This window comes from Haladaptatus sp. W1, assembly GCF_001723155.1.
Lineage (GTDB): Archaea > Halobacteriota > Halobacteria > Halobacteriales > Haladaptataceae > Haladaptatus > Haladaptatus paucihalophilus.
The window spans coordinates 1-5,413 of sequence record NZ_MEIH01000165.1 but is presented as its reverse complement, the minus strand read 5'-3'; the positions used below and the strand labels follow the sequence as shown (position 1 = coordinate 5,413).

The window sequence follows — 5,413 nt, the reverse complement described above, 5'->3', positions numbered from 1 at the left end:
TCTGCGTTTCGGTCAGTACTGGAGTGCGCGAGCCTCTGGGAAATCCGATTCGCCGCCTCCCATTCATACTCGCATTCATTACCCGCACGGAGCTACCGCTCTGTGCGGGTTTGCTATTTCTATCCGGCCGCTTGAGACCGCTACGTTTAAAGTGACCGACTTCAAAGAAGAGACTGCGCCAAGGTGGCAGAGTCCGGCCGAACGCAGCGGCCTGCAGAGCCGCCCATCGCCGGTTCAAATCCGGCCCTTGGCTTTTTTACGAATTGTTCGTTCCAGCGGTTGCTCTGTAGCATAGAACGTGTTTTCAGTCGCCGATACTACCCTCGGTAATACGTTTCTGCTGTAATTTGCTGGTCTTCTGTCCCTTCTCCGTGGTGAAAATGACTGAATGCGCACCGTTTAGGTGTCAGTTTGGACTTGATTAGAGCGGAACGGGTTGTTGTTCGTGGACGCTCTCGTAGAGGGCATCGATGATTTTCATCGTTCGGATTCATCTGTCGCATCGGTCTCCGGGGACCGCCCTGTTTCGATACAGTTGACGGACTCCTCGACTTCGAGTGCGTACTGATTTGTTGGGTTGAACTCTTCGATGACGTGTCGGTCGTCGATTCGATACTCCAATCGAGTGCCGTCATCTCCGCGTGGGACGAACGCTTCTTGGGATTCGAGCCATCCGTTGGCCGCTTCGACGCGGTAGAATTGCGTGTCGGTCGTTGTGAAACCCGAGGACAGTTCCGCTGTTATGCCATTTCGTATTCGAGCACGGCCGTTAGTTCGGTTACGACGCCACAGTTCATGGTGTCCGTCGCTGTCGCGTATACGCGCTCGGTCGCCGAGGAACAGTCGGGCGGCGTTGACCGTATAGCATCTGACATCAATCAGACTTCCGCCAGCGAGGTTTGGATCGAGTCGAACGTTTTCGGAGTCACGCATCGGAAACTGAAAACTGGCTTTGAGGGCGCGAATGTCCAAGCCATGGCTGATTTCGACAGCACGTCGTGTCCGAGGGGGTTGTACACGGCTTCTATCTCGTCGTCTCCGAGTAACTCGTCGTAGGTTCCATAGGCGCGCGGTACTTCGAGCCAATCTGCAACGCTCGCGGCGCGCGATGCGTCTCGGGACGCGAGTGCACTGACCTCGTGTCCGGCCTCCCTAATCGCCGGTACGACGACGTTCGTACCGATGGTTACGGTGCTGATGACGCCGAATTTCATACCCTCGGTACGTTCTCGCGGATAATGAAAAGAAGCGTCGTACCGGATCGCCAAAAAGTAACCATTATACCGAACGCGGACAGGGGCTAGAGTATGCAACGACGAGCAGCGGGCGTATACATTGCGATCTTCCTCGTCATTTCTGCCGGGGCATACTCACTGGTCGGCATGGCCAAGGAGCCGACGGTTTCGGTGAAGAACCCGGATCAGACGCTCTCACAGCAGGGACAGAAGTTCACTGTCGACGGGCGACAGTACAATGTCTCCTCGTTGAGTGGGGGCTCCGCGGAGGTCGCGTGGACCCAGCAAGCCGCCACGTATTCGGCTGAACTGGCGAACAACTCGACAGTCGAACAGGACAACACCACGTTCCAGGTCCTCATCCCGAACAAATCGGAGCCGAAGAAAGCGACGCTTCGGGAGGTCCAGAACCTCTCGGAAGGTACGCAGACGGTCAAACAAGGGAACGAAACCTACGTCGTCGTCAACGGCAGCAGCGGTAACAAGTCGCTCGTCCCGGTTGACGAGTACAAACGCCAGCAGTTCGGCGAACCGACGACGAAGACGCTGCGTACGGGCGACTCGTTCCAGTACTCGAACAACTCCACCACGGTCGACAACATCACGGCTGAGGCAGTGATGCTGCAGTGGAAAGCACCGAAAACGACCGTTTCCTCGGTCGAGAGTGGTTCGACGGTCGAACTCGGACCGAACAACGAGACGTTCGTCGCACACGGCCAAGGCAATAAGGTCCTGCTGTCGTCGGACGTGAAGGCCTACAACGAACAGGAGGAAGCGGTGTCGCACTTCCACGAGCGCATCGCGGGACTGTGGGGTGTGTCCATCCTCAGCATCCTCGCGGCGGCGCTCATCGGAATGCTCGCCTACCTCCCATTCAAGGGATAACAGCTACAACCGCCTTTTTACGTCCGAGCGATCCACGCGAGAGCCGCGCCGATACCGATAGCGGCGACGGCGCCGAATATTTGGCCCAGCATGAGCAGGACGCTTCCGGATTTGTACGCCCACGGCATGCCGATGAGCGTTCCGATTCCGATGAGAACGAGCAGGACCCCGAACGCGGTTCCGAGCGGTTCGAGTGGGTCCGATATGTACCGGTTCATACCCGGTCCTGTGTTCGGATGACTTATAATATCTACTGAACGACTTCGGCGAGCGTTCGTTTCGGCGGTTCTCCTCTTCTTGCGACGCTCTCGATGTCGCGTCCCGCGAGAAGTACGGGGTGGGGATTTGAACGACCTGAAGACGCTTCCTCACTCGCGATGCTCGTGAGACTGTCTTCCATAGCTCAAACCCTTCGAACCGCTTCGCTCGTCACCTTCGTTCCTCACAGAAGCGGGCTGGAAGGGATTTGAACGACGTCCGAGAACCTGCGCTCCGCGCAGAACCTCGGTCTGATTCAAATCCCTTCAGGAGTATTCCAGCGGCTCACGAATTGTTCGCCGCGAGAAGTACGGGCTGGAAGGGATTTGAACCCCTGGCCGTCTGGTTAAAAGCCAGACGCTCTGCCTAACTGAGCTACCAGCCCTCATCTCTTCTTGCGAGTTGCGACGTTTAAACGTTTGCCATTCTGCTCGGCAGCCGTCCGTATTTCCGGGGTGAACATCGTTTTCTCCCCCGGTCACGACTGTTTAACCATGACCGACTTCGAAACCGAACAGGGTGACGAGTTGCGCGCGTTCACCGAACGACTCTGTTCGTTCGACACGACGGGCGGCAACGAAGGCCCCGCACAGGAGTGGCTCGCAGATCGGCTCTCCGAGATGGGCTTCGAGACGTACGAGTGGACGGCCGACGCCGAGCGGTTGGCGGAACATCCGTCCTTCCCGGACGACCCTGCCGCCATCGAACACACCGAGGCGAGCGCCGACGGGCCGACCCTCGTCGAGCGTCCGAGCGTCGCGGGTGTCCTGGAGTTCGGCGACCCGGACGACGGTCCGACGCTCGTCCTGAACGGGCACATGGACGTGGTTCCCGTGGCCCGCGAATCGTGGGACACGGACCCTTTCGAACCGATGTGGGTGGATGACGACCTCACCGCGCGCGGCGCGGTCGATATGAAATCCGGACTCGCAGCCTGTGTCTTCGCGGCGAAACATCTCCACGAGAACGCCGAGGGTCGGAATCTGGACGGCCGACTCGTCGTGGAAAGCGTCGTCGGCGAGGAGGAGGGCGGACTGGGTGCGGCGGCGGCAGCCCTCTCGAATCCCTATCCGTTCGAGCGCGACGCGGCCGTCGTCGCCGAACCGACCGACCTCACGCCGGTCGTTGCGGTCGAGGGAACGGTCATGAAACGGCTACACATTACTGGTCGCTCCGCGCACGCGGCGACGCGGTGGCGCGGGGAGAGCGTCCACCCCCACTTCGAGGCCATCCGAAGGGCGTTTTTCGAACTCGAAGCCGAGCGGAGCGAGTCGGTTACGCATCCGCTGTACGACGAGTTTCCGATTTCGTGGCCCATCGTGGTCGGGACGGTCGAGGCGGGAACGTGGTCGTCGTCCGTCCCCGCGACGCTCACCGCGGAGATGCGCCTCGGCGTCGCGCCGGGCGAAACGGTCGATGAGGTCGAGGCCATGTACGAAGAGCGGCTCGCCGAAGTGGTTGAGGAGAGCGAGTGGCTTCGTGACCATCCGCCGACGTTCGAGCGGTTTTCCATCCAGTTCGAATCTGCGGAGACGGACCCGGACGAACCGATAGTCGGCGCGCTCCAGTCCGCGATGGACGGTGAGGGACTCGACACGACGCTCCGCGGCGAAACCTACGGCGCGGACTCGCGCCACTACGTTGCCGCGGGAATCCCCACGGCCCTGTTCGGACCGGGGACCATCGAACAGGCGCACTTCCCGAACGAGACCGTTCACTGGCCGGATGTCGTGACTGCAGGAACGGTTCTCACCGAAACGGCCCGCACGTTCCTCGATTAACTTCAGCTTTTAGCCGAGTTCCTTTTCGAGCGCCCGAGCGACCACGTGTTCGGGTTCTTCGTCCGCGAGCGCGGCCTCCCGGCGGAGTTCGCGATACAGGTCCGGTGGGAGTGAAAGCGTCACCTCGCCGAGCGTGACGCCGTGGTTTCGGAGCGCGTGCTCCGGGGGTGCCCCGTCGCTGATGTCGCTGACGATGGCGCGCACCTCGCGCACGGTCAGCGAGTTGTCGAGGACTGCCCACGCCAGTTGGTAGCGCGCGTCGCCGTCCACCCGAGCGATGTGTTTGGCGGCCGTCGGAGCGATGTGGCCGACGGCGACGTGGCGTCGAATGGACCGCGGGAGGTCGTGCACCCGCGCCCACTTTCGGATGAAGGAGACCGTCGTTTCGCCCCCCGCTCGTTCGGCGGCCTCTTTGTAGGACCCGACGCCACGGACGAGCGCTGCGCAGGCCGCCGCTCCGCGCAACATGTACACGTTGTCCTCGCTCCCCGGACTGCCACCCGCAAACGCGCGGACGGTTCGCGCCGCCTCGGCGACGCTCTCCGGGTCGTTCGGGTCGAACGCCTTCGCTTCTCGTGCGTGCGAACCGGTAATCGCCGCGTCCCCGCGGATGACGGGCTTTCCGACCGGCGACTTGCGGTCCGCCGGTGGCTCCTCTCCCGGGCCGTTAGTCATCGTTCGTGGATTGGGCGGACGGGGTAAAAAGGAACCGCCCGAACGGACGCCCCGACGCGAGTCTTTCGTTCGCACCCCACGTTTATGTACGAAGCCGCGCAATTTTCCCGCGTGACTGGCCGCAGCACCGACTACTCGACGGAGGAGCGCCGACTTCGCCCCCGCGACGAGAAGAGGGGCGTCGAGCAGTGGGTCGAAAGCGTCTTCTTCGCGGTTGGGGAGGTGACCTTCCTCGGTTTGCCCGCCTTCTACGGGTTGATGGACGCCGAACCCAACGCGCCGTTGAAGTTCGCCGCATTGTTCGCGTGGCTGGCGCTCGTCCTCTGCGTCGGGACGTTCCGCGGGCCGTGGCTCGACGTCGACTGGCCGCCGGTGACGCCCGCGCTTTTCTTCCTCCGGTTGCTGTACTACAACGTCGTCATCGCCGCCGTGGCCTATCTCGGGACGGCTATCGACCTCGCGTTTCACTCGCCCGCTCCGACCGCGACGGTCACGGTGCTCCTGTCGGTCGGAAGCGCGCTGGCGTTTCCCCGCCTCGCGTGGACCGTCGATGCCTACCGGTAGCCCGCCGTCGATTTA

8 protein-coding genes and 2 tRNA genes are annotated in these 5,413 nt (G+C 61.7%); 4 read left to right on the top strand and 6 right to left on the bottom strand.

The features are described from left to right. The first annotated feature begins 177 nt into the window (after positions 1-177). Positions 178-253 (top strand) — tRNA-Cys (locus BG842_RS08800). Positions 254-477: 224 nt separating this feature from the next. Here the strand turns inward: BG842_RS08800 and BG842_RS31315 are convergent. Continuing rightward, a complete protein-coding gene (locus BG842_RS31315) occupies positions 478-933 on the bottom strand; it encodes a hypothetical protein (RefSeq protein ID WP_254663006.1) in 456 nt (151 codons plus the stop codon). Further along, positions 879-1,214 (bottom strand): hypothetical protein, encoded by a 336-nt coding sequence (locus tag BG842_RS31310; protein ID WP_254663005.1) that lies wholly within the window; start codon positions 1,212-1,214, stop codon positions 879-881. The genes BG842_RS31315 and BG842_RS31310 overlap by 55 nt, the downstream gene beginning before the upstream one ends. Before the next feature lie 93 nt (positions 1,215-1,307). Here BG842_RS31310 and BG842_RS08790 point away from each other — a divergent pair, with 93 nt between their 5' ends. Next, a complete protein-coding gene (locus BG842_RS08790) occupies positions 1,308-2,120 on the top strand; it encodes a hypothetical protein (RefSeq protein ID WP_069450475.1) in 813 nt (270 codons plus the stop codon). Between the two features lie 17 nt (positions 2,121-2,137). Here BG842_RS08790 and BG842_RS08785 read toward each other — a convergent pair whose 3' ends face one another. The 3 genes from BG842_RS08785 to BG842_RS08780 form a co-directional block, all read right to left on the bottom strand. Continuing rightward, entirely contained in the window at positions 2,138-2,338 is a 201-nt protein-coding gene (locus BG842_RS08785) for a hypothetical protein (protein ID WP_069450474.1), read from the bottom strand. Positions 2,339-2,370: 32 nt separating this feature from the next. Then, complete coding sequence (locus BG842_RS29700; protein WP_175424109.1) at positions 2,371-2,520, bottom strand: hypothetical protein; 150 nt, start codon at positions 2,518-2,520, stop codon at positions 2,371-2,373. Positions 2,521-2,689: 169 nt separating this feature from the next. Then, positions 2,690-2,763, bottom strand: a tRNA-Lys gene (locus BG842_RS08780). Between the two features lie 109 nt (positions 2,764-2,872). Here BG842_RS08780 and BG842_RS08775 point away from each other — a divergent pair. Continuing rightward, entirely contained in the window at positions 2,873-4,159 is a 1,287-nt protein-coding gene (locus BG842_RS08775; protein WP_069450473.1) for a M20/M25/M40 family metallo-hydrolase, read from the top strand. A gap of 9 nt (positions 4,160-4,168) precedes the next feature. On the opposite strand, the gene BG842_RS08770 is transcribed toward BG842_RS08775, so the two are convergent. Beyond that, positions 4,169-4,834 carry a hypothetical protein gene (locus tag BG842_RS08770; protein WP_069450472.1) on the bottom strand — a complete coding sequence of 222 codons (666 nt, stop codon included), beginning with the start codon at positions 4,832-4,834 and terminating at the stop codon, positions 4,169-4,171. A gap of 111 nt (positions 4,835-4,945) precedes the next feature. Between BG842_RS08770 and BG842_RS08765 the strand changes: the two genes are divergently transcribed. Continuing rightward, on the top strand, positions 4,946-5,398 hold the full coding sequence (locus tag BG842_RS08765) for a hypothetical protein (RefSeq protein WP_254663004.1): 453 nt from the start codon (positions 4,946-4,948) through the stop codon (positions 5,396-5,398). Positions 5,399-5,413: the final 15 nt, after the last annotated feature.

Bases quoted from the DNA above. Each gene is read 5' to 3' on its own strand.
- BG842_RS31315 (WP_254663006.1), bottom strand. From the start codon at position 933: ATGCGTGACTCCGAAAACGTTCGACTCGATCCAAACCTCGCTGGCGGA.
- BG842_RS08790 (WP_069450475.1), top strand. From the start codon at position 1,308: ATGCAACGACGAGCAGCGGGCGTATACATTGCGATCTTCCTCGTCATT.
- BG842_RS08785 (WP_069450474.1), bottom strand. From the start codon at position 2,338: ATGAACCGGTACATATCGGACCCACTCGAACCGCTCGGAACCGCGTTC.
- BG842_RS08775 (WP_069450473.1), top strand. From the start codon at position 2,873: ATGACCGACTTCGAAACCGAACAGGGTGACGAGTTGCGCGCGTTCACC.
- BG842_RS08770 (WP_069450472.1), bottom strand. From the start codon at position 4,834: ATGACTAACGGCCCGGGAGAGGAGCCACCGGCGGACCGCAAGTCGCCG.
- BG842_RS29700 (WP_175424109.1), bottom strand. From the start codon at position 2,520: ATGGAAGACAGTCTCACGAGCATCGCGAGTGAGGAAGCGTCTTCAGGT.
- BG842_RS31310 (WP_254663005.1), bottom strand. From the start codon at position 1,214: ATGAAATTCGGCGTCATCAGCACCGTAACCATCGGTACGAACGTCGTC.